The organism is Falsochrobactrum shanghaiense, assembly GCF_003149535.1.
GTDB classification, from domain to species: Bacteria; Pseudomonadota; Alphaproteobacteria; order Rhizobiales; family Rhizobiaceae; genus Brucella; species Brucella shanghaiense.
The window spans coordinates 1-26,680 of sequence record NZ_QGDB01000013.1; the positions used below are offsets into that span (position 1 = coordinate 1).

Consider the following 26,680-nt stretch of genomic DNA (forward strand, 5'->3'; position numbering starts at 1 on the left):
ATGAAACTTCTGTAGCTTGGCGAAACCATCATATTCAAGCAAAATAACGCAGCCGGATTGCATCAGCCAGCAATGCAATCGTGGCGCGAAATCACCCGTCACCCTGCCTTATCAGCAAGTGTTATCTTTATAGTGTTGGAGATAATCCCCTCTTCTTGCTAGTGATTTCTCATCGGGAGAGGTGGAAATGCAGAAAAAGACCGTGGAATCGACGATCAAAGATTGGGATCTGGCCTATTCCAACGTAAACCATGTCACGGATTCGGCCTCATATCCGCCTTTATGGCTGAAGCGCTCGCGCGAAATGCGCGAAGCCATGCAGGCACAAGGACGGTTTATCGGCGATGTGCGCTACGGTTCACGCGAGCGTAATCTGCTGGATATTGTGATGCCGGACGGGCAGCCATGCGGTTTGGTTGTCTTTGTGCATGGCGGTTACTGGCTCCGGTTCGATAAAAGCTACTTCACTCATTTGGCTCACGGCGCAGTCCTGCGCGGTTACGCTGTTGCCCTCCCCTCCTATACCCTGTGCCCGCAGGCAGCGATTGGTGACATCACCGAAGAAATCGGCATGGCGATCAGGCAGGCCGCATCGATGGTCGACGGGCCGCTGCATCTTGCAGGCCATTCCGCAGGTGGACATCTTGTGGCGCGTATGGGAGCGGCGTCAACGCCTTTGAACCGCAGCCTGCATCAACGTTTGCGCAAAATCATGCCGATCTCCGCATTGAACGATCTGCGGCCTTTGCTACGAATTGAAATGAATAACGATCTCCGGCTCGATCTTGCACAGGCGCGCCGCGAAAGCCCGGCTCTGCTTGAGCCTTTAACGGGCATCGATGTGACCGCCTGGGCCGGAGCTGCGGAATTGCCGGAATTCGTCAGGCAGAATCAGGTTCTGGCGAATATGTGGAGCGGGTTTGACTGCCGTATCGATGCGGTTGAGGAACCCGAAAAGCACCATATGAACATTATTGACGGCCTTTGCGATCCGGATCATCCACTGACGCGCAAGCTCCTATGTCTATAAAAATGCATGAGACGTTGAATAACCACCGCGAGTTACGGCAAATAGCAAAATAAAACTTGTAACCAGCAAAAGTTTATTATTCAACGAGATAACAATTGGGAGAGAACATAAATGAAACGCACCGCTCTTGCTCTGTCAGCCGCCTGCTTCGGCCTGACTATGGCATTCTCGAATTCCGCAATAGCCGATCCCCTGAAAATCGGGATGATCACCACCCTGTCCGGGGGCGGAGCAGGTCTTGGCATTGATATTCGCGATGGCTTTTTGCTGGCCGTGAAACAATCCGGCAATGAGGATGTTGAGGTCATTGTCGAGGACGATGCCCAAAAACCGGAACTGGCGGTTCAGATCGCCGATAAAATGGTGCAGAGCGACAAGGTAGACATTCTCACCGGCATCGTCTGGTCCAATCTCGCCATGGCAGTGGTGCCAAGCGTCGTAGCGCAGGACAAGATCTACGTTTCCACCAATGCCGGGCCATCCGCCTTGGCAGGCGCCAAATGCAACGCCAATTATTTCAACGCTGCCTATCAAAACGATAATCTGCATGAAGCGGTTGGCAATTACGCCAATGATGCAGGCTATAAAAAGAGCTTCATTCTTGCACCGAACTATCCCGCAGGCACCGATGCCCTGACCGGCTTCAAGCGCTTTTACAAGGGCGAACTCGCCGGTGAAATCTATACCAAGATCGGCCAGACCGATTATGCCGCCGAAATTGCCCAAATCCGTAATTCCGGCGCGGATTCTGTCTATTTCTTTCTCCCCGGCGGCATGGGTATTGCATTCATGAAGCAATATTCCCAATCCGGCATGACCATTCCTGTCATGGGTCCGGGCTTCTCTTTTGATCAGGACGTTCTGGCTGCCATCGGCGATGCGGCAATCGGTGTGAGAAACTCGTCACATTGGTCCAAGGATCTCGATAACCCGGCCAATAAGGCCTATGTCGAAGCTTTCCAGAAAGAATATGGCCGCCTGCCTTCGCTTTATGCAACGCAGGGCTATGATGCGGCCAATCTGATCCTGTCTGCTGCCGCCAAGGCCAATATCAACGACAAAGAAGCATTCCGTGCCGCAATGAAGGCCGCAGACTTCGATTCAGTGCGTGGAAAGTTTTCTTTCGGCAATAATAACCATCCGATCCAGGATATTTATATCCGCGAAGTGATCAAAGAGGACGGCGTTCTGACCAACAAGATCGTGGCAAAAAGCCTCACGGACCGTCAGGATGCTTACGCGCACGATTGCAAACTTTGATCAAAATATGAATGGCAGCGGTTTTGTCATCTGCACTTTTCATTGAGCAGCTACTCAACGGGTTGCAATTTGGCGTGATGCTGTTCTTGATGGCGGCTGGCCTGACCCTGATATTCGGCGTGATGGGGGTTATCAATCTTGCCCACGGCTCGCTGTTTATGGTCGGGGCGTTCGCCTGTGCAGTGGTGGCTGCGGCAACCGGTTCATTCTGGCTCGGACTGGCGGCAAGCCTGATTGCCGCCGCTGCGGCTGGTGCGATTATTGAAATGGCGATTATTCGCAAGCTCTATAATCGCAGCCATCTGGATCAGGTTCTGGCGACTTTTGCCCTCATCCTGATCTTCTCCGATGCAACGCGCTGGGTTTTTGGTTCTTTTCCGTATTATCTCGACATTCCGCCAATCTTACAGGGGGCCGTGACATTGCCGGGCGGACTGCAATATCAGCTATACCGCCTCGCAATTATCGGCGCAGGCATCCTTGTTTCGATAGGTCTTTATCTCTTGATCTCCAGAACACGACTGGGAATGCGTATTCGCGCTGGTGAATCCGATCGGGAAATGATCAGCGCATTAGGCGTCGATATTGCCAAACTCAATACGATCGTATTTGCAGTTGGTGCAGCATTAGCCGGCCTTGCAGGCGCATTGATCGGTGCCTTGCAATCGGTGCAGGTGGGGATGGGCGAGCCGGTGCTGATCCTGGCTTTTGTGGTGATTGTCATTGGCGGAATCGGCTCGATCAAAGGGGCGCTGGCGGGAGCTGTTCTGGTCGGCGTGGTCGATACGATGGGGCGCTTTTTGCTGCCAAAACTATTCACCATATTCATGGACCCTTCACAGGCCGCAACAGCAGGAACCGCTTTGGCATCGATGCTCATCTATATCGTTATGGCGATTATTCTCACGATACGGCCCCGGGGATTGTTTGCGGCAAATGGATAGAGTCAAAGCTGCAAAATGGTGGGGGCAAGCACAATGACACGCGAAATGTCGATCAGTCTGGTGTTCGCGCTGGCATTGCCGGTCGTTGCACTGGTCGCCCATCAGCTCGGTGAAATATTCTATATTTCACTAGTAACCCGGATTGCCATTCTGGCATTGGCAGCCACGGGGCTTAACCTGATATTGGGTCTTGGCGGGCTGATCTCTTTCGGACATGCGGCGTTTTTCGGCATTGGCGGCTATGTTGCCGGTGTCATGGCAACCCATGCGATGGACCAGAGCGCGATATTCAATTGGCCGATTGCAATTCATGGCAGCGATCAGATGCTCGTTATCTGGCCGGTAGCCATGCTTGTTGCCGGGCTGGTCGCGCTGCTGATCGGCATCATCAGCCTGCGCACATCGGGCGTATATTTCATTATGATCACGCTGGCTTTCGCCCAGATGATTTATTACTTCGCCATCTCCTGGCCCGCTTATGGGGGCGAAGACGGTTTGCCATTGGCGCTGCGTAACAATTTTCCCGGTGTTAACACTCTCCAGCCCTTGAGCTTTTTCATCATCGCTTACGGGTTGCTGCTCGTGGTTTTGTTTTTGTTTTCGCGCCTGCGAAATTCGCGCTTTGGCGCGGCGCTGGAAGGTGCGCGGCAAAATGAGACCCGCCTGTCATCGCTGGGTATTGCACCTTTAAAAATCCGGCTCGTCGCCTTTGTCCTATCCGGAATGATCACCGCTCTTGCGGGCGCGCTTTTCGTTGAACTTAACCGCTTTGTCAGCCCATCCATGTTCTCCTGGCATATGTCGGGCGAACTCATCGTGCTGATCATTCTCGGCGGAACCGGGCGCTTGTTCGGTCCCCTGATCGGCGCGGTTCTCTATGTGGTGTTTGAATTTGCGCTCGGCGGCTGGGTTGAGCATTGGCAGCTATTCTTCGGGCTGATCCTGCTTGGCGTGGTCATGTTTGCACGCGGCGGCATCGTTGGTCTTTTTGCCGGGAAAATCCATTATGGTTGAGACTATTCTGGAAATAAAGAACCTGCATAAAAGCTTCGACATGCTCAAAGCCACCGACAATGTGAGCCTTGATCTTCGCAAGGGCGAAATTCACGCCCTGATCGGACCCAATGGCGCAGGAAAATCCACGCTGATTGCACAGATCGCAGGAACGATCGCGCATGATAGCGGAAGCCTGTATTTCGATGGACGAGATATTGGCTCGCTCGATGGCGTGCAAAGGGCGCAATTGGGGCTGGGGCGAACATTTCAAGTGTCGTCCCTCATGCCGGAATTCTCCGCCTTGCGGAATGTGATGCTGGCTTTGCAGGCTCGTCAGGGTTCCAGTTTCCGGTTCTGGCAACCAGTGATGCGCGATACAGCATTGAAAGATGAAGCCGCAGCAATTCTTGAGCGGGTCCGGCTTGAAAACCGAAAGGATATACCCAGCGCAGAACTTTCCCATGGCGAGCGCCGCCAATTGGAAATTGCCATTGCGCTGGCTTTGCGCTCCAAAGCGCTTTTACTGGATGAACCGATGGCAGGAATGGGGCCGGAAGGGTCAAAACAGTTAACCGGCTTTCTGGATGCCTTGCGCCATGAGGTTCCCATACTTCTGGTTGAGCATGATATGGATGCAGTGTTTGCGCTGGCGGACCGGATTTCCGTGCTGGTTTATGGCCGTATCATTGCCCACGGCACCGCCGCCGAAATCCGCAATAATGCGCTGGTGCGCGAAGCCTATCTGGGAGAGACCGGGTAATGTTGCTCGAACTCAATCAGGTTGAAACATTCTACGGCGCTTCCCAAGCGCTGTTTGGCGTTGATCTGCATATTGTAAAAGGCGAGGTCGTCGCCTTGATGGGCCGCAATGGCATGGGGAAAACCACCACCATCCGCTCCATCTTCGGCTTGACGCCAGCCCGCAAGGGCAAGATCAGTTTCATGGGGCGCGATATTTCCGCCATGGCCCCTTACCGCATCGCTCGTCTTGGATTGGGCCTGGTGCCTGAAGGACGACGTTGCTTTCCCAATCTTACCGTCGCAGAAAACCTGCTCGTATCTGCACGACGCGGAGAGTGGACGCTCGAAACAGTCAATGAACTGTTTCCACGCCTGAAGGAACGTCACCGGCAAATGGCAAATACGCTTTCGGGCGGTGAGCAGCAGATGCTGGCTGTGGGCCGGGCTTTGATGACCAATCCGGAACTGATTGTGCTCGACGAGGCAACCGAGGGACTGGCCCCAATCATCCGGCTGGAAATCTGGAAAGCCGTAAGGGAATTAAAACGCCGGGGACAATCCATTCTAATCGTTGATAAAACCCTGTCGGAACTATTGCCGGTCGCCGACCGCTGCGTCGTTTTGGAGCGAGGCAGAACAGTCTGGCGGGGGAAATCGCAAGACATGGGCACCGAGATTCAGAACCGCTATCTGGGTGTTTGATCGTCTCCTGCACCTCGCCATTTACAATGCTGAGACTGTGGCCAACGCGGCTGCCTTTCTGAATGAAACGCAGGGAAGAAGAGCCACTGCGGAAAATCGATGTCTGGCCTTTCCGATTTCGTATCATCCGTCTAAACTCCTTCGTGAACATACAGGGAGGAAGAGTATGATCACATTGGCACGACGCACTTTGATCGGCGGGGCCGCAGCCCTGTCGCTTAGCCTGTCCGCAATGGGCGCACAGGCACAGGAATTCATCAACGTACTCACCGGGGGCACCTCGGGCGTCTATTATCCGCTCGGTGTGGCACTGTCGGAAATCTACGCCAAGGGTATTCAGGGTTCGCGCACGCAGGTGCAGGCCACCAAGGCTTCAGTCGAGAATCTCAACCTGCTGCAGCAAGGCAAGGGCGAGATCGGCTTCTCGTTGGGCGATTCAGTGCAGGAAGCCGTCAAGGGCAACAAGGAAGCTGGCTTTCCGCAGCCCCTCGACAAGCTGCGCGGCATAGCCGCTATTTATCCGAACTATATTCAGATCGTTGCCAGTCAGGAGTCCGGCATCAAGTCACTGGCTGACCTGAAGGGCAAAAGCCTTTCTGTCGGCGCTCCGGCTTCGGGCACAGAACTCAATGCGCGCGCCATTTTCACCGCCGCTGGCATGAAATATGAGGATCTGGGCAAGATCGAATACCTGCCATTCGCGGAATCGGTAGAACTGATAAAAAACCGCCAGCTTGACGCGACCTTGCAGTCGGCTGGACTTGGTGTCGCCTCGATCCGCGATCTTGCAACCTCGCTGCCGATCAACGTCGTGGCGGTGCCCAAGGCGGACGTCGATAAAATCGGTGCGCCTTACATCCCGGTTATTATTCCTGCCGACACCTATGACGGCCAGAGCGCCGACGTCGAAACGGCTGCGGTCGGTAACTTCCTGATTACCCATGATGGTGTTTCGGACGAGACGGCCTATCAGATGACCAAATTGCTCTTCGAGAATTTGCCGCAGCTCATTGCCTCACACGCTGCGGCCAAGGCTATCGATCCGGCCAAGGCGCTGGACGGCATGCCTGTCCCGTTGCATCCGGGCGCCGAACGCTATTATCGCGAAGCAGGCATCCTGAAATAATCACCCCAAGCCTGAGGGGGACGTCTGCATTGGACGCCCCCCTTACTCATCAACAATCCGCAGATCAGGCGCAGCCAGATATGGCTGGCGCTTCCATTGCATGGAGGGCAACAGTGAGCATAGCTGGCAAGGGTGAAGGGCCGATCATTTTACAAGATAGCGCGGAAGAAACCATCGAGGGCCTGCCGCCCGGTTTCGGCGAAGGCGTTTTTGGCCGGATCGCCTTCTGGATCGCCTTTACGTTCTCATTATTCCAGCTATGGACCGCAGCTTACGGAACGCTGGCCAGCCAGATTGTCCGAGCCATGCATGTTGGCTTCCTGCTGCTGCTTGGCTTTGCTCTCATTGGTAATCTTGTCGCGAAGAATCCGGCCAGCAAGGCATGGTTCTGGCTGCTGGGCCTTCTCGGCTTTCTAACCGGGGTCTATAATTGGATCTTCTACAAAGACCTGATCATGCGTTCGGGATTTCACACGGTTCCCGACCTGATCGTGGGCACCATGGTTATCGTGCTGGTCTTTGAAGGGGCGCGTCGCCTGATGGGCTGGCCGCTTACCATTATCGCCGGGATATTTCTGGCCTACTGCTTCTTTGGTAATTACCTACCGCCCCCCTTCATCCATCGTGGCTATGACTTCGCGCAGATCATCGAGCATTTCGGTTTTGGTACGGAGGGAATTTACGGCACGCCGGTCTATGTCTCGGCGGCCTATATCTTCATCTTTGTCGTGTTTGCCGCTTTCCTCGAACGTGCCGGGATGCTAGCCCTGTTCAATGATTTTGCGCTTGGCCTTGTAGGCGCGTGGCGTGGCGGCCCGGCGCAGGTCTGCGTCATGTCGTCTGCCCTGATGGGCACCATCTCAGGCTCCGGCGTCGCCAATGTCGTGGCCTCCGGCCAGTTCACCATTCCGCTGATGAAACGCTTCGGCTTCCGGTCCGCCTTTGCTGGAGGTGTCGAAGCGACCTCATCCATGGGTGGGCAGATCATGCCGCCGGTGATGGGCGCAGTCGCCTTCATCATGGCGGAGACATTGAACGTTCCCTATGTCGAGGTCGTCAAGGCAGCTCTCATTCCTGCCGTCCTCTATTTCGGCACCTGCTTCTGGATGGTGCATCTGGAAGCGGGCAAGGCAAGTCTTGGCGGCCTGGACAAGAAGAGCCTGCCTGACCCCTGGTTGGCGCTGCGCCGACACTGGCCGCTGGTTTTGCCGCTTGGCATGCTGGTCTATCTGCTATTTGCCGGCTATACGCCGATCTTCGCCGGCACTATGGGGCTTGCACTGATCGTCGTGCTGATCCTCGGCACTCCCCTTGCCGCGCTGATCGGCCCCTTCGCCTTTCGCGTCGTATTCTGGATCGCTCTTGGGCTGGCGGCTGCGGCCTTCATGAGGTTCGGCGTCAACATCCTTGCCATCGTGATCGGCCTGCTGATCGCTGCATGCGCGGTGTTCAAGGGCGGGCGCGAAACATTGCTCATCTGTCGTGACTCCATGGCAGAAGGCGCGAAGAATGCGCTGCCAGTCGGCATCGCCTGCGCCGTTGTCGGTATCGTCATCGGTACGCTGACGCTGACCGGCATCGCCTCCACTTTCATAGGCTGGGTTATAGCCATCGGCGAGAACAATTTGTTCCTGTCGCTGATCCTGACAATGATCACCTGCCTGGTGCTGGGTATGGGTATTCCCACGATCCCCAACTACATCATTACATCGTCGCTGGCTGGCCCTGCCCTGCTGGAGCTCGGTGTGCCGCTGCTGGTCAGTCACATGTTCGTCTTCTATTTCGGCATCATGGCGGATCTCACACCACCGGTTGCGCTTGCCTGCTTCGCAGCCGCACCCATGGCCAAGACATCCGGCCTCAAGATTTCGATTCAGGCGACCAAACTCGCGACGGCCGGTTTCGTCGTGCCCTTCATGGCGGTCTATACGCCAGCGTTGATGCTTCAGGATCCAGGGCCTCTTTCGGCCTATATCGGCTATTGGGGCGAGGTGAGCTATATATTCCTGAAAGCCTGCTTCGGCATCGCGCTCTGGGGCACGGCGGTTGTCGGCTATCTGTTTATGAAAACGTACTGGTGGGAGCGGGTAGGTTGCTTTCTCGCCGGCGTTCTCCTGTTGCTGGCTTTGCCGCTGACCGATGAGGCTGGGTGGGTGCTTGGCATTGCCCTAGTGGCGGCCCATTGGTGGCGCAGCCGTCGCCTCACCGCCCTGCTAAAGCATGGTGTTGAGAAATCACCATGAGTGCACTTTGCATCCTCGCCGCTGGAAAGACGATCGTCATTGCAGCCTCCGTCTTCTCGCTTTCCTGGACCCACTCAGTGCAGAAGTCGGAATGGTACGAGGAATGGCAGATTATACCGGCCGGTCTCGCGCTGACCAAAGCGCGGGTGAAAGGGTCAGGCGCGGGAATGGAGCCGCCCGAAGGTTCTCGGCTGATTGACGGCTGGTGGGTCTATAGGCCAAAGCTGCCAGCGCAGAAATCGCTGGTCTTGGCGTCGTCGGGCCTGACTGGGGGCGGCTGGCGGCTGTGCGCATCCGGTCGCTGCATCGACTTGGGCGAAACCGCCGGTGGGCCGATCAAGTTAAACCGCTGTGAAGAAAAACTGTACTGAGAAAGGTGGTTCGGGAAATTTGAACAACTGGGATAAGTGGGATTTCTGCCTGAGTTCGGCTTAGATGCCTCGACGGCATGGCCAGTTGGCATCATCAGGACATCGCCCGGCAGCAGACCGTACCACCCCGGATGCGCTACAGAAACGTAGGCCCCGGCATCAAGAGCGCGCTGCGCCAATTGTATAACGGTCTCCCCGTGACAAGGGGTGCAAAATCAAGCGGCACGCCATTGGCAAAGAGATGCCAGATTTCGCCATTTTCGGGGCCATCGGCATACAGTTCCGCTCCCATGATCGTGGTCAACCCTTCAGTGCAAAAGGGTGTCGTGCCGACTGCCGCTAAACGAGCCCGTGCCAATGTGGGCGGCAGCGCTGGAGGCGGATGACGGCATGAAGCAAAGCCTGCCCTGGCGGTAGAGCGCGAACTTGCGCGCGCTGACATCCGCGCGCATGTCGGCGGACCAGCCGGTGTCAGGCGGCGTCATGACCTTCAGTCGATGTCCGCATATGGTCTCGACCTCTATCGACAGGTGTGTGCCGAAATCGGTAACGCGGGTAACGGTCGCGCCGCCCTCGTCATTTCGCCGGTTGAGTACGATGTCTTCCGGCCGCAGCGCCAGCGTCGCCGGCCCGTCAGAAAGCACGGCGGGAAGATCGATGCCCGCAGCGCTCATCACATTGGTGCGGACTGCGCCGCGCAGCAGATTCATCTGGCCTACAAAGCCTGCGACGAATTCGGTCTGCGGCTGGCGGTAGAGCGTGTCGGGACGGCTCAACTGTTCGAGCCTGCCGTCGCGCATGACGGCAATGCGATCCGCAATGGCGAGCGCCTCATCCTGCCCATGGGTAACGAAGATCATTGTGATGCCAGCACGGCGCTGGATGTCGCGCACTTCCTCGCGAAGCCGTTCGCGCAGATGCTGGTCGAGGCTGGCGAAGGGCTCGTCGAAAAGATCGACCTGCGGATCGGCTTCGGTGCCTAGCGCGGTGAGAGCACGTTCGGCGATCGGCGCGATGTTGTTGCGGGATCGCGGTTTCGCGACGTATTGCAGCGTCTTGGCGTCGACAGCCGTTCGCGGGTTATCCAGAGCGGTGTGGAGCCGGCGACTTCCGACGTCGCAGCAAAGCTGGAGATAAGAGAAGGCATGCCGGTGCTTCGGCACACGGCACTCATTCTTGGAGACGATGTCCCCTTTCTGTTGACGACACGTTATTTTCCGCTCGATCTCATTCCGGATTTCGAGAACCGACTGTTGCGCGGAGGCTCGTTCACCGCGCTGCTGCGCGAAGAGGGATTGGGCCCGCTCCAGCGCGCTTCAACCGTCGTGGGCGCACGCATGCCGCAAGATGAGGAATCAGGATTGCTCTCCTGCCCACATAACGCACCGTTGCTCGCCGTGTCCGCGCTGGGCCGGCTGCCCGGCGGCAGGGCTGTGGAGTGGCAGCACGCTGTGATGAACAGCCTGTTAATACGGCTGTCCTTCACCTCCTGACGCTGCCTGGGCGCAAGACTTGTTCCGCTATGCCGAAATCCTGCCGGGAGAGGCGGCAGCGGAGATGGTGCCCATCTCCATCACCATCAGGAAGGTCTCGATTTCATCCAGGGAATATCGCATCGATGCAATATAGTAGCGCATCCGGCGTTCGCAATAACCGAACACCGGCTTCGATCAGACGCAGCTGGCAATGCCGGCGGCGAACGCCGATATTAGCGGCAATGAAAGGAGACCGATATGAATCTCACCGGCATTCACCATCTGACGGCGATCACCGCCGACGCGCCCGCCAATAACCGTTTCTACACCGGGACCTTGGGGCTTCGGCGGGTCAAGAAGACCGTCAATCAGGACGACACGTCCGCCTATCACCTGTTCTTTGCAGACGGCGCGGGCAGTCCGGGAACGGATCTGACCTTTTTCGACTGGCCCGTCGCACGCGAGCAACGCGGCACGCATTCGATCAGCCGCACCGGACTGCGCGTCAACGAGGCGAGCCTCGACTACTGGGCGGCACGCCTGCGCGACAACGATCTGGCGACAGGCGAGATCACGACGCTGGATACCCGCGCCACACTCGACTTCGAGGATCCGGAAGGACAACGCTTCCGCTTGACCGCCGACCGACCGGGCGAGACCCATCCGTGGGAGCGCAGCCCGGTTCCGGCCGAGCACCAGATTCGCGGTCTTGGACCAATCACCATCTCGGTGCCCGATCTCGGCCCGACGGAAGCGGTTCTGACCCGCGTGATGAACATGCGCGCAGTCCGTGACTATGCCAGTCCCGACGGCGAAGGTCAGGTGCATGTGTTCGAGATGGGCGAAGGCGGCCCCGCGGCGGAACTGCATGTCGCTGTCCAGCCGGGTCTGAATGTCGCGCGGCAGGGTGCGGGCGCCGTACACCACGTCGCCTTCCGCGTCCCGGATGAAGCGTCGATCCATGACTGGGCGCGGCATGTGAGCAGTTTCCGCATCCCGTCCTCGGGTGAGGTCGAGCGCTATTATTTCCGCTCGCTCTATTTTCGCGAGCCGGGCGGCAACCTGTTCGAGATCGCCAGCGACACGCCGGGCTTTGCGGTGGACGAGCCGTTCGAGACCATGGGCGAGGCGCTGTCGCTGCCGCCGTTCCTGGAACCACGCCGTGCGCAGATCGAGGCGAGCTTGAAGCCACTCGACTGATCCGTCAGAAGAGTGTAGCTGGCCCGTTCGCGTTGGCCGGCAGCGAGCGACTGCATCCGATTTCTCCATGGCCGGGACACGCATCAGCCGGGATGCCAAGCCGCCAGACTGTGCTCCCTTTTCATCGGAAGCCATACATGATAAAGACATCGTATGTAATCATGCCATACATTTCTGGAGATGTGCATGTGGAGACCGAGGCTGGTCGAAAATGCCCGGATGAAGTATCTCGGCATTGTCGAAGCCCTTGAGGCGGACATTCGGTCCGGTATGGTGGTGCCCGGTGAGCGTTTGCCGGCGCAGCGCGCCATCGCGGAAGTGCTCGGCGTCGACCTGACGACTGTCACCCGCGCCTTCAACGAAGCGCGCCGTCGAGGACTCGTACAGGCGCAGGCCGGACGCGGCACCTTCATCAGCGAGGTGATGGAGGGTGGCTCCCTTCAGGGCCATTCCCTCATCGACCTCAGCATGAACATCCCCCCACAACCGGCGGAGATCGACTTCCGCAAGCTGCTTTCGCAAGGCATGAGCGCCGTGCTGGGCACGTCACGCGGTTTGCTCAGCCTGCATTATCAGGAAAGCACCGGCACCGCGCCGGACCGGCATCTGGCTGCAAACTGGCTTGCCGATCGGATCGACGGGGTGACGTCGGAACGGATTGTCGTCACCGGCGGCGCGCAAAGTGCCCTTTTTGCGATCTGCGACACACTTCTTGATCGTGGTGACGTGATCGCGTGTGGCGCGATGACCTATCCCGGCCTGAAGGCCGTCGCTTTTCAAAAAGGGCTCGTGCTTGAGCCTCTCGCCATGGACAGGCAGGGCATCTTGCCGGACGCTCTGGAGCGGCTTTGCCGCAAGCGTGTGCCGAAGGCTCTCTACGTTATCCCCAGCATCGACAATCCGACGACGGCGACCCTGCCCGAAGAGCGCCGCCGTGTCCTGATCGGGATCGCACGCAAGCATGGGATCACCATCATCGAGGATGACCCATATGCTCCGCTGCGGCAGGAGCGTACGCCATCGATCGCCGGGCTTGCGCCCGACATCACCTGGCATATCGCAACCCTTTCCAAATGCGCGACGCCGGCTTTGCGCATCGCCTATGTCGTCGCGCCGGATGCCACTGGCGCGTTGCGGCTTGCCAGCACATTGCGGGCAACCGTGCTGATGGCGCCGCCATTATTGGCTTCCTTGGCGAGTCACTGGGTTTCCGACGGCACGCTCAGAGAGATCACCCGGGCGATCCGGAACGAAAATGCCACACGCCAGAAGCTGGCTGCATCGGTGCTTGGCGATATTGGCTACGCCGCCGACCCGCATGGCCATCATGTATGGCTACAGCTTCCGTCCCACTGGCGCGCCAGTGATTTTGCCGAACATGCCGATCGCGTCGGGGTTTCGATCGTTCCCGCCTCGGCTTTCGCCACTGTCGCCCAGCCGGTTGAAGCGGTGCGGATTTCTCTCGGGGTCGCTCCGGACAGGGACGATCTGGAGGACGGACTGACGCAACTGGCCAATCTTATCGCCCAACCCTCTTTCGCCATCCGAACGGTGGTCTGAACCCGGAGAAACCGATGAACCCGATCAAAGCCGCAGTCGTCCAGGCCGCACCCGTCCTCTTCGATACGCCGAAGACGATTGAAAAACTAGAAGCGCTTACCCGCGATGCCGCCGGTCGCGGCGCGAATCTGGTCGTGTTCCCCGAAGCCTTCGTCGGCGGCTATCCGAAAGGCCTTGATTTCGGAGCACGGCTTGGCAGCCGCAGCCCGGAAGGCAGAGAAGAGTTCCGCCGCTATTTTGACAGCGCCATCGATCTGCCCGGTTCTGAAACCGCACGCATCGGCGAAGCCGCACGCGAGGCGAAAGTCCATCTCGTGGTGGGGGTGATCGAGCGCGACGGCGGCACACTTTACTGCTCCACCTTGACCTATGCACCTTCGGGAAAACTTCTCTACAAGCACCGCAAGCTGATGCCGACGGCGCTGGAGCGTCTCGTCTGGGGCTTTGGCGACGGTTCCACCATCGGCGTGGTCGATACGCCCATCGGCAGGATCGGCAGCGTCATCTGCTGGGAAAACTACATGCCGCTGCTGCGTGCGGCCATGTATGCGCAGGGTGTCGAACTCTATTGCGCGCCCACCGTCGATGATCGCGACGCCTGGCTGCCGACCATGCGCACGATCGCACTTGAGGGGCGCTGCTTTGTCATCTCGGCCTGCCAGTATTTGACGAGGGCGGACGGCCCGGCCGATTTTGCGCCCATCCAGGGCGACAACCCATCGACCGTTTTGATCCGCGGCGGCTCCTGTATCGTCGATCCGCTCGGCAACGTGCTCGTCGAGCCGGATTTCACGGGCGAAACGATCCAGATTGCGGAACTGGACCGCCGCATCATCACACAAGGCAAATACGATCTCGACGTGGTCGGCCATTATGCGCGCCCGGACGTCTTCCACCTCTCGGTCGATACCAGACCTAAGCCTGCAGTAGCTTTCACATTACCCCATAGCCTATCAAGCGTTGATGACGCCGCAAGAGAAGGCGAAGCGCAGGGGGAATGATATGTTCGGACTGGTGCCAAATGGAGTGCATCGCCCTCGATCATGCGGCGGGCGACTTCCTCGCGGAGCACGACGAGGCGACCCATTATTCCGCCATCGACCGCACCGGGAAACATTTGCAACAGAACCCGCAACAATACCCTTTATTCGATTGGCGTGATGGTCTTTCCTGTTTTAATCCAGCTAAGCAGATTATCAATAACGAGATTAGCGACTGCTCCTCGGGCATCAACTGATGCGGGAGCAATATGTGGCCGCCGCGACGTATTTTCCAGCATCAGCATTTCGTCGGAGACGCAAGACTCATTTGCAAATACATCGGGCCCAGCGGCACTGATGATTTTGTTTTCCAGACAGAAAATAAGCGCATCCTGATCAACAGTTTTACTGCGTCCAATATTGATTAAAATGCCCGTTGGCCCGAGCGCTTGCAATATATCGGCATTAATTGATCCATCGGTGGCGGCATTGCCTGGAACTGCACATATTAACGTATCGACGGCCATCGCGAGGTTGTGTAGCGAGCTATAATACTGGTAAGCGCAGCCGGCAACCGGGCGCCGATTATGATAATTGATGGGAAGCTCAAACCCTTCCAGTCTCCGCCCAATTGCTTTTCCAATCCGGCCCAGTCCATAGATGCCAATTTTTCTATTCCACAGGCTATTTAGGGAAAGTGGATAAGGGCCAGAAATCGTCTGTCTTACCGGACGGCCCGTCGACGCCCTCACCCGCTGGCTGGAAGCGGCCAAGATCGTCAAGGGCAGCGTGTTTCGCAAGATCGATCGCTGGGGCAATGTTTCCGCGCGGGCACTGGAACCCAGTGCTGTCAACGCCATCGTCAAGCGGCGCGCGCAAATGGCCGGTCTCGACCCGGCGGAATTTTCTGCCCATGGTCTGCGCTCCGGCTATCTCACCGAAGCCGCCAATCGTGGCATTCCCCTCCCCGAAGCCATGGAGTAATCCCGTCATCGTTCCGTCCAGCAGGCGTCACGGCTGCTTGGTTTCAGGCCCGCGCGTCAGGCGTGAGGCCATGATGACATGGAGCGGGCAGATGGGCCTGCTCCATGTCATGGAAATTGGCGCTTATGGCGTTACCGACATATCCTCAGGCATGTCATAGGCATCTGCGATCAGTTCGGTTGAGCGATGGATCGCTAAGGGCGTGTGACCGAGGTTCAGGATCATCATCTCGTCAGCATTCGTGTGCTTCTGCCGTGCGTTGAGTTGCTCCGCTACCTGTTCACCGGTGCCCTTCATCGTCTTGGCATCCCACATGCTGATGATCTGCCGTTCCTGCGCCGTATAGGAATAAGCTTCGGCATTTTCAGGCGTTGGTACGACAAAAGATTTGCCCTGCGACATGCGCATCATCGCATGCGAATAGGCCCATGACTGGCGTTGCGCCTCACGCTCATCATCGGCCGCCATCACGCCGGAGCTGACGATGACATAGGGCTTGTCGAGAATGGCGGAGGGCCGGAATTTGCTGCGATAGAGGTCGAGCGCGATGTCGAGATTTTGGTCCGCGAGATGTGCCGCGAAGGCGAAGGGAAAACCCAGATGTGCGGCCAACTGCGCCGAATAGCCGGAAGATCCCAGCAGCCAGACCGGCGGACGCTGGAACGAGCGCGGCACGCCATTCTCGTGATCCTGCCATGGTCCCGGCACTGCGTGGACGCTGCCGCCATAGGGATTGCCGCCTGGAAAATCGGCATCGAGGAAGGCGAGAAGCTCCATGAGTTGGCCCGGGAAATCTTCCGCGCCGATCTGACCGCGCCGAAGTGCTGCGGCGGTTGCCATGTCGGTGCCCGGCGCGCGGCCGATGCCAAGGTCGATGCGGCCAGATGCCATTGAGGCCAGCAGCCCGAATTGTTCGGCGACGACCAACGGTGGAAAGTTGGGCAGCATCATGCCGCCCGCGCCCAGCCGGATGCGCCGGGTTTCGCCGACGAGACGGGCCAGCAGCATTGGCGGCGAGGAGGTAGTAACGCCTGGCGAGGAATGGTGCTCGGCGACCCAGTAGCGGGTGAAGCCGCGCCGGTCGACGAGACGCGCCAGTTCCACGCTGGCCGCCAGCGCCTCACGCGCGGCAAGCCCTTGCCCGGCCATGGCGAAGTCGAGGATGGAGACGGGAACCGGCGCTGTACCGACGCGCGTACCGATGATCTGTGAGAACATGTTGTCTTCTCCGGATAAGCTGATGCTGCCGCCAACAGCAGAGTCATCCGCCGGGGCCGTATCGAAGCCCCGGCGAATAGATTGCGTTCATGAGGACCAGAAAGGCTGGTTACTGCGCGACGTAGGCCTCGGTATCCGTGATCGTCGCATAGGCGAAGCCGAGCGCCGACATCATGGCGGCATGCACGGATGCAGCCGGCACGGTGACGCCTTCATGTTCGAGATCGCGCGTCGCGCAGGCATCCTGAACCACGGTCGTCTTGTAACCGAAATCGCTGGCGGCTCGGGTGGTTGCGTCGATACACATGTGGCTCATCGCACCGACAACCACGACGTCCTCGATGCCGTCGGCGTCGAGTATCTCCTTCAACTCGGTCTTGAGGAAGGAATTGGGATAGTTCTTGACCACGACCGTCTCGCCCTCGCGCGAGGCGACGACAGGATTGATCTCGATGCCTTCAGAGTCGAGCGTGAAGAACGGCGCGTCGGGACTGGGGAAGATGTGCTGGACGTGGATAACGCGGTCGCCCTTCTGGCGGGCCGCCTCGATCACGCGGGCTGCGTTTTCGGCGGCCTTGTCGATGCCGACAAGTTCGTACTTCCCGCCGGGAAAATAGTCATTCTGGAGATCGACGACGACAACGGCGCGTTTGCTCATGGTCTCACCTTTCTTGGCTGTTGGAATTGCGATGACTGGACAATAAGGATCGGTTTGGTCTATGCCCATTGGCGATATAGACATAATCAGGGGCAATAGTGACAAATGGCTGCGGAAAAGGAGATAGAGGTCGGGCTGCTGATCTATCCGGGCGCGCAGATGTCCGCGGTCCTTTCGATGACCGATCTCTTCATCGTCTCCAACCGTTTCTCATCGCCACACGCTGAATCGGAACCAAACCGGATTGCCGTCAGTCATTGGCATATCGAGACGGAAGGCAGCCCGCCGCAGCGGGTCTACGACAGCGGTACGTCCATGGGCATCGGGCCGGATGTCCTGATCCTGCCGCCCAGCCTCGATTCTCCGGCAACGGCCGAAATTGCCGCGCCCTATCTCGCCTGGCTGCGCGATCGCCATGCCGCCGGCACAATTCTCGCCTCGGTCTGCGCCGGAGCGTTCCTTTTGGCACAGACCGGCCTTCTCAATGGGCGACCATCGACGACGCACTGGATTCTCGAAGACCAGTTTCGCACCCACTTTCCTCGCGTGCCGGTCGATGTGGACCGGCTGTTGATCGATGGCGGCCAGATCCTGACGGCGGGTGGGGTCATGTCATGGACCGATTTGTGCCTGCGGTTGGTGGAACGCCTGCGCGGTGCGGAGGTGATGACGCAAACCGCCCGTTTCCTGCTGGTCGACCCGCCGGGGCGCGAGCAACGCTATTACAGCATCTTCTCGCCGCGGACGGGCCACGGCGACGCCGCCGTTCTGGAGGTCCAGCGCTGGTTACAGGACACCGGGGCAAAGGACATCACTTTGGAAACGCTGGCGACGAAAGCAGGTCTTGAACGGCGCACCTTCCTGCGCCGTTTCCGCAAGGCGACGGGCATGACGACGTCGGAATACGGGCAGCGGCTACGGGTCAGTAAAGCGTGCGAACTGTTGCAGTTCAGCGCGCTCACAGTCGAGCAGATCGCATGGGAAACGGGTTATGCCGATCCGGGGGCCTTCCGCAAGATTTTCGCCCGGTTCATCGGGCTGACGCCCGGCGAATACCGCCAGCGCTTCGGCCACGCTTTGTGAGAGGCATGGTCAGTCTGATTATGCGGCCGCTGGCTGCTCCGCCGGATAGCCGGCTTTGCTGAGCGCGGCGAACAGCGCCTGCTCGTCTGCCTTTGAGATGACATTCACGTCGCGCGACGGCACCTCGACAAGCGGATCGTCGCTATCGGGTGCAAGCCATGCCAGGAGGGATGCCCCAAGCGGATAGATGGAATTGGCGCCACTGCCCTGCCATTGCGGCATGACGAGCCTCAGCGTTGTTTGCTGCTCCTTGGTCATCATTCACTCCATTCTTGTATGAGAGGCATGTCGTGCGCGGTGATCGCCTCATGCCATTTCGAGTTCGTGTTGTTTGATGTTGGCGATCGGAGCCAGAATGCCACTGTCGAACACTGCCAGTTCTCGTGCGGCTGCGGCGCGGCGGGGGAGATCGGGATTGGCCAGTGCACCGCGACCGATCGCAATCACGTCGACGCCCTGGTCGATCATCTGCGCGGCGCGCGCCAGATCATGCAGGCCGCCATTGGCGATGATTGCAGCACCCGGTGCAAAGCGGCGCGCCAATGCTGCAAGGCTTTCACGCCCACCGTCAAATGCCGGCTGCCATGCCTCGAATTCGGTCACATGGATGAAATCCGCGCCGGCATCGGCCAGTGAGCCGAAAATAATCTCCGCATCCGCGTCACGGCCCTGCCATTTATGGACGAAGTCATTCACCTTGGCCTGCGAGATGCGGGCGCCCAGCGGAACGGCGTCGCCGATCTTTTCGCGCACAGCCTTGAACACGGCGATGAGGAACTCAGTCCGCCGCTGCGTGCTTCCACCCCAGCGGTCAGTGCGACTGTTGGTATAGTCGGTCAGGAACTGGTCGATAAGGTAGCCATTGGCACCATGGAGTTCGATCCCGTCGAACCCCGCGATGCTAACCGCACGCTCGGCGGCAATGGCAAAACCTGCGATGGCGTCGGCGATTTCCTCCTCCGTCATGGCGCGGGGGATCACAAACTCGCCCTCGCCATAATAGAGTTCGCTCTGCTTGCCCTTCGGCTTGACCGCCGACGGTCCGACCGTGCCATTGCGGAAGCGATTGGCGTAGCTGAGGGCACCAGAATGCATGATCTGCGCAAAGATGCGGGCATCGTGTTCGTGAACAGCATCAACGACTGGTTTCCAGGATCGCGCCTGTGCCTCGTCGCTGACTCCGGGCTGGTGGTGGTAGCCCTGTGAGAACGCCTGATCGGTATAGAGGCCCTCGGTAATCAGCAAGCCGAAGCCGCCCATCGCAAAGCGCTCATAATAGCGCTGCATAGCCGCAGTGGCCGTACCATCCTTGGCAGCGCTCACGCGCGTCATCGGCGCGACGGCGAGGCGATTGTGAAGCGTGAGGGTGTTTATATCGGTCTGCGTGAAAAACGCGCTGGCGTTAGTGCTCATTCTCGATCTCCCTTCAATGGTTGCGCATCGTTCGTACTGCCTAAGTGAAATAGGGAGGGATCAACGCGCCGGACATCAGGTAAAGATTGCGACGGCACGCCGGTAGGCGGGATGGACGATAAGCACTTTATCGTATATCGTTAAGATGATGGATTTATCAGACGTTTCTCTCTTCTGTTCGATCGTATCCGCCGGTAGCCTTTCAGGCGCCGGGCGGCAGATCGGCCTGTCTCCGATGGCGGTCAGTCGCGGACTTGCGAGGCTTGAAGAGGAACTCGGCGTGCGTCTCGTTCATCGCACCACCCGCACCCTTTCCCTGACGCCGGACGGCGAGACCTTTCTGCCGCTTGCGCAGGCGATGCTCGACGCCAGGAATGCCGCAGTGGCGGCCTTCACCGATCAGACAGAGAGCCTCAGCGGCGTCCTCAAGGTGACCGCCCCGAATCTGATCGGTCGCTCGCTCGTCGTTCCGGTGGTCGCCAAGTTGATGGCTGCCAATCCACTGCTGCAAGCCGATGTCACGCTCACCGATGGCATCGTCGATATCGTCGCATCCGGCATAGACGTCGCCATTCGCGTCGCGCCCTTGCCGCCGTCGGAATTGATCGCGGTGAAACTGGCGGACAATCCGCGGGTGCTTTGCGCGGCTCCCGGCTATCTCGAAATGCACGGGTACCCGGAAACCCTGTCAGACCTGAACGGACATTCCTGTCTGACCCTTCATGGTATCGGCGCGTGGCTCTTTAAGCGCGAAAAGGAGCAAATCGCCAAGCCAATGAGCGGTCGCTTTTCTACCAGCAGCGTTGAAGCCGAGCGCGCGGCCTGTCTGGCTGGCGCTGGCATTGCGCTGCTTACCTATTGGGATGTGGCGGAGGATCTTGGAGGGGGTTCGTTGGTTGAAGTCACGTTGCGCGACGTCGAACCGGACAGGCTCGCCATCTGGGCGGTGTTGCCCACCCGCCACCATATGCCGTCAAGGGTTCGGAACTTCGTAGATCAGATGAAGGCCAGATTCGAGTCTGCCCGGTCCTGAGGTCTGCTCTATGAGCAGTCGCTATCTCGTCTGAACGACCGCTTGGAGGTCGCTAGAGCGGTTCCTATTTAAACGGAATCGTCGGAACCGCTCTATCTATTTGTTTTTACGCATTATCCGGACGCAAAACCGCTACGCACTTTTGCTGGAAATGCTTGTCTTATGATTTTCATGCTTCTTGGTGAGATAAAGAAGCGCCGGCTTGGGTGACTGGAGCGAAGAAGGTCCTCGTTCGTCATTTCTCTTCGCAAGGGATGAGGGGCAGCTGACATCGGCATCGACCTTTGATGATGCCGGGCGCGACTCCATCGCAATTCCCCTCGCAGCAGGGCGAACAGGAAGACCGGCAGGAAGCCGAAGACGACGCGCAGGAGTGTGATCTGCGCGGGCGTGATGTATTCGGCCGCCCATTTTACGAAGATGAAGTTGCTTCCACAGACAAGGCCGAGGAAGCAGAAGGCCAACCATGCGGTTTTCTTCATGGGATCACACGGAGCGGGTGACGCCACCATCAACCCGGATATTCTGGCCGGTGATATAGGCCGCGCCATCGGAAGCGAGGAAGGAAATCGTCGCCGCGATCTCATCAGACGTACCGTATCGCTTCAACGGCACGCTGTCGCGGCGCTCATCGGTCGTCGGAAGGCTGTCGATCCAGCCGGGCAGTACATTGTTCATGCGGATGTTGTCGGCCGCATAGTCGTCGGCAAAAATCTTGGTGAAGGAAGCAAGGCCCGCGCGAGCGACTGCCGAAGTCGGAAACATGTTGCTCGGCTCGAAAGCCCATGTTGTGGAGATGTTGATGATGACGCCGCCCTTCTGCTTCTGCATGACCGGCGCGACCAGCCGCGTCGGCCGCACGACATTCAGGAAATAGGTGTCAAAGCCGGCGTGCCAGTCCTCGTCGGTGATTTCGAGAATCGGCTTGCGCGGGCCGTGGCCGGCGCTGTTGACCAGCACGTCGATGCGGTCCCAACGCTCAAGCGCGCCATCAACGAGGCGCTTCAGGTCGTCGTTCGACTGGTTGGAGCCGGTCACGCCTAAGCCGCCAAGCTCCTCGGCCAGCGCCTCGCCTTTGCCCGAAGACGATAAGACCCCCACCTTGAAGCCGTCCGCCGCCAGCCGGCGAGCTGCCGCCGCGCCCATGCCGCTACCGCCTGCTGTGATAATTGCCACTTTTTCTACTGACATGTCTGCCTCCTTTGAAAGCGATTGGACGGCAAGAAGCCATCTATGCAGGGATGTTGTGGATTGTTATCATCCTCACGCAGCAAATACGAACCAGTTCCACTCTCATTATCCTGTAGAAAAACTATCTTATGGCAGAAGGCTTCCCACGTCTCCCCCCGCTCAACGGCCTGCGCGTGTTCGAGGTCGTGACACGGCATCTCAATTTTCGGCTGGCGGCCGAAGAACTTGGCGTCACGCAAGGGGCGGTCGCGCAGCAGATTCGCGGACTGGAAACCGAACTCGGGTTGAAGTTGTTCGAGCGCCAGCCGCGCACTCTGGCGCTGACCGAGGCGGGCCGGAGCTATACCGCCAACATTCGACGGGCGTTCGAGCTGATCGCCGAAGCGACCGATGCTCTGAAACCGGAGCCAAGGCACCTGACCATCAGCGTGACGCCGACATTCGCCTCGCGCTGGCTGATTCCGCGCCTGCCCGATTTCACCGCCGCGCACCCGGACATAGACTTGCGCATCGTCGCCAGCGACCGGCTTTCCAGCTTTCAGACAGATGCGGTCGATATTGCCGTGCGCTACGGACGACCGCCCTTTGGGCCGGGTCTCAACGCCGAGCTGCTATTCGAGCAGGTGATTGTCTCGGTCGCCAGCCCGCTTCTCCTCGAAAAGCTTGGTCCTCCCGACGAAAGCGACAATCTCACGCGCTATGCGCTGCTGCACGACGCGCATAATTTCTGGCCCCAATTCCTCGAACGGGCCTATCCAAACGGTGCGAGCGCGGCCACGAAGAACATCCGCTTCAACCAGACCTCGCTCGCCATCGAGGCGGCGATCGCGGGACAGGGCTTGGCGCTGGCGAGCCTCTTCTTCGTGCAGGAAGATATTGCAGCAGGCCGCCTCGCGCGGCCCTTCATGACGGAATTACGCGTTGGATCGGATTTCTATCTGGTCTCACCGCGCAAGCGCCGCTATCCCGAACCAATAGCGGACGTGTGGAACTGGCTATTGAAATCCGCACGATGAAGCAGCCCAGTCGCCATTTCAACGGCAGCTTTGAATGCGGACACATCGAACAAACAACGGTTGGATAGGGTCACAAACGGTCGATTGGCTGGGCAATTCAACAGGACGTAACTGCTGACACGACCTCCTTTTGTAATCGGGTTCATTTGTCTAAAGCTTCTCCTTTGCGCTAATATCTGGATGCCTGTTGCAACAGACCTTAATCGGGAGGATGCCACGCCAAACGTTATCGATAGCCGTCTCGTCAACGCTTTCTTTGACAATGCAAGATCGCTGGAAACCGATCTTTTGCCAGATACAATCTCTGGTCAGATTGATGAGCGTCATCGTAAGCAGGGTGGATTGTGGGTCGGGGGCAAGTGTGAACTGACAGCCGCCACTCTAAGTTTCCGCCCGAACGACATGAACCGGACATTGCATGCTCATCCTGACGAATTGAATGTTGAAATACAGTTGGAGGACATCGTCGATATTTCAGTTCAACGAAGACTGATTACAGACGCCATAACCATCCTATTTGCTACGGGGGTGCTGAAAATCCGATGCTTTAGGGCCAAATCCTTTATTGCGGCTATCGAGGCTGCGCGACTGACCGTGCATGAACAGGCCGTCAAAACGATGCAGGGACAGCCCAATCGATCAGAACACAATTAGGAAGACCAGGCTGGCAGAGCGCTCACAACAGTGCCCCTCCCCTTGTTGACAAAAGAAAAGCCGTTGAGTTTCGGAAACATCCGCTTACAGGGAATGGCCTGATCCCCACTGGTAGCCGGAGTAGACTTTGAAGGTTTTGGCGCGTGTCTGAGATAGGGTACCAAGCGGAACGGCGTCCTTTTGCGTTGGCGAGTAGAAAACGGACGGACGCCATGGCATTGTTGTGACTATGATAGATGAACCCGATTTGCGCTTTAGCGGCTTTTCGCTTTGGATTGATGGACGCCAGTTCCCGGACACGTTGGACTTCTGGGATGGAAATTGGCTGATGGTTCGTGCGCGCATGGAGGCTAACGGCGCACATATCGAATGTGCAGGGCCAATCCTGATGACAACGGACATCAAGAAATTCCGCGATCAACTAAATGCAATGGCGGCTTCATTGGAAGGCGAAGCCACACTCAAGGGTTTGGAACCCGAAATCAATGTCGTTCTGACAATGCAGAAGTTGGGCCATATTGAAGCGGTGATCGAAATTACTGCTGATCACATCAACCAATATCATCGCTTCATCGTGGAGGGAGACCAGTCCTGCCTGCCCGGACTTATCCGTTCATGCGATGCCATTCTTCGCAAGTTTCCCGTCATCGAAATGACGAGCGACTGATCTAAAGGCAATCAAACAGTTTAGCTATTACGAGCTGAAACGGCCGGGTTGAGGTGAGAAACAGTCAGTCGGCTTGCAGGCAGAAAGGGTAGAAGCGGCCTGTAGTACTGCAAAATCGGCCGTGTAAGTCGGACTTTCACGCCTGGCTATTGCGACAGAGATTTCCATGAGAATTCAAAGCTAGTGCGTCCCGATGCAAAGTTCAGGATCTCAGAGATAAATTAGCAGCATACCGCACGGAGTTCGGCGATCATGCCAGCGAGAAATCCATCAGATGCCGGGATCAAAAACCTATTTTTGCGGCGAACGGAGTAGGCAGAACTCTTCGCCCCGGAAGCGAAGTGCAATATAGCTGCATTGGTTCATATGATCGATCAAACAGGCTTGCTCCGGTGTTGCCATTTCTTCCATCGTACAGCGCTCTTCTGCACATGTTTGACTATAAATCTGACCGGTGGGAACATACGCCACGAAAAGCGAGGTCTTCGGCCCCTTCGGATTGAGGGTTTCATATGCGGCTATCAACCTCTCGAAAACCACACGATCCTGTCCCACAGGGCTAAGGTCGATCCCCATTTCGCCAACCTCGCTGACCATTCTCATGTAGCGCAGATGTTCTGATTCAGAACAAACAAGTCGATCGGCTTTCGCAGGGGTCGAAAGCGTCAAGACAATGGCACTGAGGATAACCGCCACCTTCTGCATCATTTCTCCTTCTACCGGTGCTTAAGGGCCGTGTAAAATTTTGGTTTGCTGTCAATTTCCTGTCTATCTTGCCGCGTCAACCCTAGAATCTGCGGCAACTCCAGACAGTCTAGCGTCTTCTGCAAGGAAGTCATTCATAGCGGCAGTCAGAACAAACCAACAGCTTCCCGGCAGGTATGCCATCGCCGATTGAGGCTTAGACCGCGAGCGTTTATGGTTATCGTATGAAAGTTGACCAATGCATTGACCAAGTCGTGAAGAAATCGATAAATGGTGCCACTGCCACCTGATCAACAGCCGGAGGATCTGGCCATGACTGTAACCGTGAAAGTCGCTGAAGCCAAAACGCACCTTTCAGACCTGCTGGCACGGGTCGAAGCGGGCGAAGAGGTGATCATTTCGCGTGGCAATACGCCCATCGCGCGCCTCGTGGCGCTTGATGAACGGCAGCGGCGACTGGCCGCGATTGAAGCTGTACAGGCTTTCCGGGCCCAGGCGCAACCTGTCACCCAGAAAGAAATCCGCTCGTGGATTGAAGAAGGGCGCCGTTACTGATGGCTTTTATTGTCGACGCATCAGTAGCCGGTGCATGGCTGCTGCCTGATGAGGATCATCCGTTCGCCACAGAGATGATGAACCAGTTGGCCGATGAAGACGCTGTCGCCCCGGAACTTCTGCTGCATGAAATCCGCAGCATTCTGCTGATCGCCGAAAAGCGCGGTCGTATTGCCGAGGACATGGTGTACACAGCCCTGACGCGTTTTCGTGCCTTGCCACTGCGTCTGGTAACACGCAGCGAGGATTCAGAAGTCATTCGGGTCGCCCGACGCCACCAGATCAGCGCTTACGATGCTGCTTATCTGGCGCTCGCTCTGACAGAAAGCCTGCCACTGGCAACACTTGATCGCAATCTTGCCGCTACCGCCCACGCGGAAAAGGCCATTGTTCTGGGCCCATTCGCCCATGATCACTGACAGCGATCAATCCAAAACACTATTGCGCGCCGAAGCCCTCGACACGATTGCGTCTGTTCTACCGATGAACCGACGCGACATGCTGGCGGGTATTTTGACGGACGAGGACGTCGAAACCCTGCGTCATCTGGTTAATGAAGGCATGGGCGAAAACACCCTGCGTGCGCTGACCTCGGATCTGGCCTATCTCGAAGCCTGGACGATGGCTGCAACCGGCAGCCCCCTCCCCTGGCCCGCGTCCGAAGCCTTGTTGCTGAAGTTCGTCGCCCATCATCTCTGGCGACCGCAGCAACGCGAAATCGACCCCGATCACGGCATGCCGACTGGCATAGAGGACGAATTGCGCCAGCAAGGCTTTCTGCGCGTATCCGGACCACACGCACCGGCAACCGTGCGTCGGCGTCTGGCCAACTGGTCGACGCTGACCCGCTGGCGGGGTCTGGAGGGTGCGTTCAC

Annotated in this window: 29 protein-coding genes and 2 pseudogenes; 22 read left to right on the forward strand and 9 right to left on the reverse strand. The window is 57.9% G+C overall.

All coding sequences use genetic code 11. The annotated features are described in order from the left end of the window. Positions 1-187: 187 nt before the first annotated feature. The 9 genes from DKP76_RS17900 to DKP76_RS17940 all read left to right on the forward strand — a co-directional run bounded on the left by DKP76_RS17900 (position 188) and on the right by DKP76_RS17940 (position 9,413). Entirely contained in the window at positions 188-1,030 is an 843-nt protein-coding gene (locus tag DKP76_RS17900) for an alpha/beta hydrolase (protein ID WP_109708020.1), read from the forward strand. 159 nt (positions 1,031-1,189) lie between these two features. Further along, complete coding sequence (locus DKP76_RS17905; protein WP_425349420.1) at positions 1,190-2,290, forward strand: ABC transporter substrate-binding protein; 1,101 nt, start codon at positions 1,190-1,192, stop codon at positions 2,288-2,290. 23 nt (positions 2,291-2,313) lie between these two features. Further along, complete coding sequence (locus tag DKP76_RS17910; RefSeq protein ID WP_109708043.1) at positions 2,314-3,234, forward strand: branched-chain amino acid ABC transporter permease; 921 nt, start codon at positions 2,314-2,316, stop codon at positions 3,232-3,234. Positions 3,235-3,267: 33 nt separating this feature from the next. Then, positions 3,268-4,248, forward strand: a complete 981-nt coding sequence (locus tag DKP76_RS17915) for a branched-chain amino acid ABC transporter permease (RefSeq protein ID WP_109708022.1) — start codon at positions 3,268-3,270, stop codon at positions 4,246-4,248. Then, a complete protein-coding gene (locus DKP76_RS17920) occupies positions 4,241-4,990 on the forward strand; it encodes an ABC transporter ATP-binding protein (protein ID WP_109708023.1) in 750 nt (249 codons plus the stop codon). The genes DKP76_RS17915 and DKP76_RS17920 overlap by 8 nt, the downstream gene beginning before the upstream one ends. After that, positions 4,990-5,673, forward strand: coding sequence for an ABC transporter ATP-binding protein (locus tag DKP76_RS17925; RefSeq protein WP_199224855.1), 684 nt, complete (start codon positions 4,990-4,992; stop codon positions 5,671-5,673). Before DKP76_RS17920 ends, DKP76_RS17925 begins: the two co-directional genes overlap by 1 nt. Before the next feature lie 166 nt (positions 5,674-5,839). Then, entirely contained in the window at positions 5,840-6,799 is a 960-nt protein-coding gene (locus DKP76_RS17930) for a TAXI family TRAP transporter solute-binding subunit (protein WP_109708024.1), read from the forward strand. Between the two features lie 80 nt (positions 6,800-6,879). After that, a complete protein-coding gene (locus DKP76_RS17935) occupies positions 6,880-9,042 on the forward strand; it encodes a TRAP transporter permease (RefSeq protein WP_109708025.1) in 2,163 nt (720 codons plus the stop codon). Beyond that, positions 9,039-9,413 (forward strand): DUF1850 domain-containing protein, encoded by a 375-nt coding sequence (locus DKP76_RS17940; protein WP_109708026.1) that lies wholly within the window; start codon positions 9,039-9,041, stop codon positions 9,411-9,413. The genes DKP76_RS17935 and DKP76_RS17940 overlap by 4 nt, the downstream gene beginning before the upstream one ends. Positions 9,414-9,721: 308 nt before the next feature. On the opposite strand, the gene DKP76_RS17945 is transcribed toward DKP76_RS17940, so the two are convergent. Next, positions 9,722-10,576: an ABC transporter ATP-binding protein gene (locus DKP76_RS17945; protein WP_245410283.1), complete on the reverse strand. Its 855-nt coding sequence runs from the start codon at positions 10,574-10,576 to the stop codon at positions 9,722-9,724. Here DKP76_RS17945 and DKP76_RS17950 point away from each other — a divergent pair. From DKP76_RS17950 to DKP76_RS17965, 4 genes are all read left to right on the forward strand, one after another. Beyond that, a complete protein-coding gene (locus DKP76_RS17950; protein ID WP_158279467.1) occupies positions 10,508-10,906 on the forward strand; it encodes a GntR family transcriptional regulator in 399 nt (132 codons plus the stop codon). The genes DKP76_RS17945 and DKP76_RS17950 overlap by 69 nt on opposite strands. A 240-nt stretch (positions 10,907-11,146) precedes the next feature. After that, entirely contained in the window at positions 11,147-12,088 is a 942-nt protein-coding gene (locus DKP76_RS17955) for a ring-cleaving dioxygenase (protein ID WP_109708027.1), read from the forward strand. Positions 12,089-12,274: 186 nt separating this feature from the next. Next, positions 12,275-13,648 (forward strand): aminotransferase-like domain-containing protein, encoded by a 1,374-nt coding sequence (locus DKP76_RS17960; RefSeq protein ID WP_109708028.1) that lies wholly within the window; start codon positions 12,275-12,277, stop codon positions 13,646-13,648. 14 nt (positions 13,649-13,662) lie between these two features. Continuing rightward, positions 13,663-14,649 (forward strand): carbon-nitrogen hydrolase family protein, encoded by a 987-nt coding sequence (locus tag DKP76_RS17965; protein ID WP_109708029.1) that lies wholly within the window; start codon positions 13,663-13,665, stop codon positions 14,647-14,649. A 143-nt stretch (positions 14,650-14,792) separates the two neighbouring features. Here the strand turns inward: DKP76_RS17965 and DKP76_RS17970 are convergent, their stop codons facing one another. Continuing rightward, positions 14,793-15,380, reverse strand: a complete 588-nt coding sequence (locus DKP76_RS17970) for an NAD(P)-dependent oxidoreductase (protein ID WP_245410285.1) — start codon at positions 15,378-15,380, stop codon at positions 14,793-14,795. Here DKP76_RS17970 and DKP76_RS17975 point away from each other — a divergent pair. After that, positions 15,340-15,609, forward strand: a pseudogene (locus DKP76_RS17975) (site-specific integrase); the annotation flags it as partial. The gene DKP76_RS17970 and the pseudogene DKP76_RS17975 overlap by 41 nt on opposite strands. 126 nt (positions 15,610-15,735) lie before the next feature. Here the strand turns inward: DKP76_RS17975 and DKP76_RS17980 are convergent. Both DKP76_RS17980 and DKP76_RS17985 read right to left on the reverse strand, forming a co-directional pair. Continuing rightward, positions 15,736-16,830, reverse strand: coding sequence for an LLM class flavin-dependent oxidoreductase (locus tag DKP76_RS17980; RefSeq protein WP_109708032.1), 1,095 nt, complete (start codon positions 16,828-16,830; stop codon positions 15,736-15,738). A 109-nt stretch (positions 16,831-16,939) separates the two neighbouring features. Beyond that, a complete protein-coding gene (locus tag DKP76_RS17985; protein WP_109708033.1) occupies positions 16,940-17,488 on the reverse strand; it encodes a cysteine hydrolase family protein in 549 nt (182 codons plus the stop codon). Positions 17,489-17,593: 105 nt separating this feature from the next. Between DKP76_RS17985 and DKP76_RS17990 the strand changes: the two genes are divergently transcribed. Next, the gene (locus DKP76_RS17990) at positions 17,594-18,571 is read left to right on the forward strand and encodes a GlxA family transcriptional regulator (protein WP_109708034.1); all 978 of its coding nucleotides are present in this window, start codon (positions 17,594-17,596) and stop codon (positions 18,569-18,571) included. An 18-nt stretch (positions 18,572-18,589) separates the two neighbouring features. Here DKP76_RS17990 and DKP76_RS19530 read toward each other — a convergent pair whose 3' ends face one another. Together DKP76_RS19530 and DKP76_RS18000 are read right to left on the reverse strand one after the other, a co-directional pair. After that, complete coding sequence (locus tag DKP76_RS19530) at positions 18,590-18,832, reverse strand: hypothetical protein (RefSeq protein WP_199224856.1); 243 nt, start codon at positions 18,830-18,832, stop codon at positions 18,590-18,592. Positions 18,833-18,877: 45 nt separating this feature from the next. Continuing rightward, positions 18,878-19,984: an oxidoreductase gene (locus DKP76_RS18000; protein ID WP_109708035.1), complete on the reverse strand. Its 1,107-nt coding sequence runs from the start codon at positions 19,982-19,984 to the stop codon at positions 18,878-18,880. 145 nt (positions 19,985-20,129) lie between these two features. Between DKP76_RS18000 and DKP76_RS18005 the strand changes: the two genes are divergently transcribed. After that, entirely contained in the window at positions 20,130-21,017 is an 888-nt protein-coding gene (locus tag DKP76_RS18005) for a LysR family transcriptional regulator (RefSeq protein ID WP_245410284.1), read from the forward strand. Between the two features lie 113 nt (positions 21,018-21,130). Here the strand turns inward: DKP76_RS18005 and DKP76_RS19290 are convergent, their stop codons facing one another. Together DKP76_RS19290 and DKP76_RS18015 are read right to left on the reverse strand one after the other, a co-directional pair. Continuing rightward, entirely contained in the window at positions 21,131-21,499 is a 369-nt protein-coding gene (locus DKP76_RS19290) for a hypothetical protein (RefSeq protein WP_158279470.1), read from the reverse strand. A 4-nt stretch (positions 21,500-21,503) separates the two neighbouring features. Beyond that, on the reverse strand, positions 21,504-22,208 hold the full coding sequence (locus DKP76_RS18015) for an SDR family oxidoreductase (protein WP_109708037.1): 705 nt from the start codon (positions 22,206-22,208) through the stop codon (positions 21,504-21,506). Between the two features lie 128 nt (positions 22,209-22,336). Between DKP76_RS18015 and gcvA the strand changes: the two genes are divergently transcribed. The 3 genes from gcvA (at position 22,337) to DKP76_RS18030 (ending at position 24,545) form a co-directional block, all read left to right on the forward strand. Further along, positions 22,337-23,224 (forward strand): transcriptional regulator GcvA, encoded by an 888-nt coding sequence (gene gcvA, locus DKP76_RS18020; protein ID WP_109708038.1) that lies wholly within the window; start codon positions 22,337-22,339, stop codon positions 23,222-23,224. A 180-nt stretch (positions 23,225-23,404) separates the two neighbouring features. Further along, positions 23,405-23,878, forward strand: a complete 474-nt coding sequence (locus DKP76_RS18025) for a hypothetical protein (RefSeq protein ID WP_109708039.1) — start codon at positions 23,405-23,407, stop codon at positions 23,876-23,878. A gap of 229 nt (positions 23,879-24,107) precedes the next feature. Beyond that, positions 24,108-24,545: a WapI family immunity protein gene (locus DKP76_RS18030; protein ID WP_109708040.1), complete on the forward strand. Its 438-nt coding sequence runs from the start codon at positions 24,108-24,110 to the stop codon at positions 24,543-24,545. A 291-nt stretch (positions 24,546-24,836) separates the two neighbouring features. On the opposite strand, the gene DKP76_RS18035 is transcribed toward DKP76_RS18030, so the two are convergent. Beyond that, on the reverse strand, positions 24,837-25,253 hold the full coding sequence (locus DKP76_RS18035) for a hypothetical protein (RefSeq protein ID WP_146198951.1): 417 nt from the start codon (positions 25,251-25,253) through the stop codon (positions 24,837-24,839). A gap of 309 nt (positions 25,254-25,562) precedes the next feature. On the opposite strand from DKP76_RS18035, the gene DKP76_RS18040 reads away from it, so the two are divergent. The 3 genes and pseudogenes from DKP76_RS18040 to DKP76_RS18050 form a co-directional block, all read left to right on the forward strand. Then, positions 25,563-25,805 carry a type II toxin-antitoxin system Phd/YefM family antitoxin gene (locus DKP76_RS18040; RefSeq protein ID WP_109708047.1) on the forward strand — a complete coding sequence of 81 codons (243 nt, stop codon included), beginning with the start codon at positions 25,563-25,565 and terminating at the stop codon, positions 25,803-25,805. Further along, positions 25,805-26,224, forward strand: a complete 420-nt coding sequence (locus DKP76_RS18045; protein ID WP_109708042.1) for a type II toxin-antitoxin system VapC family toxin — start codon at positions 25,805-25,807, stop codon at positions 26,222-26,224. Before DKP76_RS18040 ends, DKP76_RS18045 begins: the two co-directional genes overlap by 1 nt. Continuing rightward, positions 26,214-26,680, forward strand: a pseudogene (locus DKP76_RS18050) (integrase); the annotation flags it as partial. The gene DKP76_RS18045 and the pseudogene DKP76_RS18050, both read left to right, overlap by 11 nt.